Annotated in this window: 1 protein-coding gene and 1 pseudogene; both read left to right on the top strand. The window is 73.6% G+C overall.

Annotated features, from left to right (window positions below; translation table 11 throughout):
* A partial coding sequence (locus tag B8460_RS00055; RefSeq protein ID WP_048859526.1) for a heparinase II/III family protein occupies nucleotides 1-1304 on the top strand: 1304 nt, incomplete at its 5' end.
* Nucleotides 1305-1319: 15 nt separating this feature from the next.
* Nucleotides 1320-1506 (top strand): annotated as a pseudogene (locus tag B8460_RS00050) (glycosyltransferase family 4 protein); the annotation flags it as partial.

Below are 1506 nucleotides of genomic sequence, written 5' to 3'. Positions count from 1 at the left end.
GGCTGCGCGCCCGCGCGCTGGTGGCCGACTGGATCGGCGCGGGCGGCGGCGACGCGATCGCCCACCGGCCGGACGTGGCCGGGGCGCGCATAACCGCCTGGCTCGGCCATTACGATTTCTTCGCCGCCTCGGCCGACGACGCGTTCCGTCAGAAGCTGATGGGCCGGCTGGTGTCCGATGCCCGCAGCCTTGCCGCCGCCCTGCCGGCGGAGGAGCTGGACGCGCGGGCGCTGACGGCGCTGAAGGGGCTGATCGCCGCCGCCGTCGCCCTGCCCGATCATGCCGGCTACATCGCCCGCGCGCTGCGCTTCCTGCCGCAGGACATCGCGCGGCAGGTGCTGCCCGATGGCTGCCACGCGGAGCGCAGCCCGGGCGTGCAGCTGGCGGCGCTGCAGGATCTGACGGAGATACGCACCCTGTTGCAGGCGTCGCAGACGCAGGCGCCGGCGGTGCTGAACGGCGCGATCGAGCGCATGGCGCTGGCGTTGCGGATGATGCGCCACGGCGACGGCGGCCTCGCGTTGTTCAACGGCACGCGCGAGGAGACGGCGGCGCTGGTCGATCTGGTGCTGACGCAGGCCGGGCGATCGGGACGCGGGCCGTCGTCGCTGCCCGATGGCGGGTTCCAGCGGTTGCAGGCCGGGCGGTCGGTGCTGATCATCGATTGCGGCGCGCCGCCCGCCGCCGGCATCGACCGGCTGGCGCATGCCGGCACGCTGTCGATGGAATTGTCGGTCGGGCGCGACCGGCTGATCGTCAACTGCGGCACCGCGCCGGCCGGCGGCGGCCCATGGCACGACGCGCTGCGCGCGACGGCGGCGCATTCGACGCTGACGATCGCCGACGTCAATTCCTCCGAACTCCGCCCGGGCGGCCTCGGCCGCCGGCCCGAGACGGTGGAGGTGCAGCGGCAGGAGGCGAACGGCGCGCACTGGCTCGAGGTCAGTCATGACGGCTGGCGCAAGCCGTTCGGGGCGATCCACCGCCGCCGGCTCTACATGGCCGAAAGCGGCGAGGACATACGCGGCGAGGACGCGGTGGAGGCGGCGAGCCCGCAGCCCTTCATGCTGCGCTTCCACCTGCACCCGTCCGTGAGCGCGAGTCTCCAGCAGGATCAGGAGGCGGTGCTGCTGCGTCTGCCGGGCGGCAGCGGCTGGCGGCTGCGCGCGGACAACGTGCGCGTGATGCTGGAGGAGAGCGTGTATTTCGGCGGCCCGGAGCCGCGCCGGACGGAGCAGGTGGTGCTGGCGGGCCATCCCGACGGGCCGCAGCAGATCAAATGGGCGATCACCAAGGTCGGCTGAGCCGGCCGCCGCCCGATGAAGCTGATCGAAGTCATCAACGTCGATTTCTCGCTGCGCCATTTCGTGCTGCCGCTGATGCGCGCGGCGCGGGATGCGGGGCATGAGGTGATCGGCGCCTGCGCCGAGGGCGCGCTGCTGGCGCCGGTGCGCGCCGAGGGGTTCCGGGTGGAGGCGCTGCCGCCGCTGCGCAGCCTGTCGCCCG

The sequence above is a fragment of the Acidisphaera rubrifaciens HS-AP3 genome (assembly GCF_000964365.1).
Classification (GTDB): domain Bacteria; phylum Pseudomonadota; class Alphaproteobacteria; order Acetobacterales; family Acetobacteraceae; genus Acidisphaera; species Acidisphaera rubrifaciens.
The sequence above is the reverse complement of the archived record's forward strand: the minus strand, read 5'-3'. Positions and strand labels throughout refer to the sequence as shown.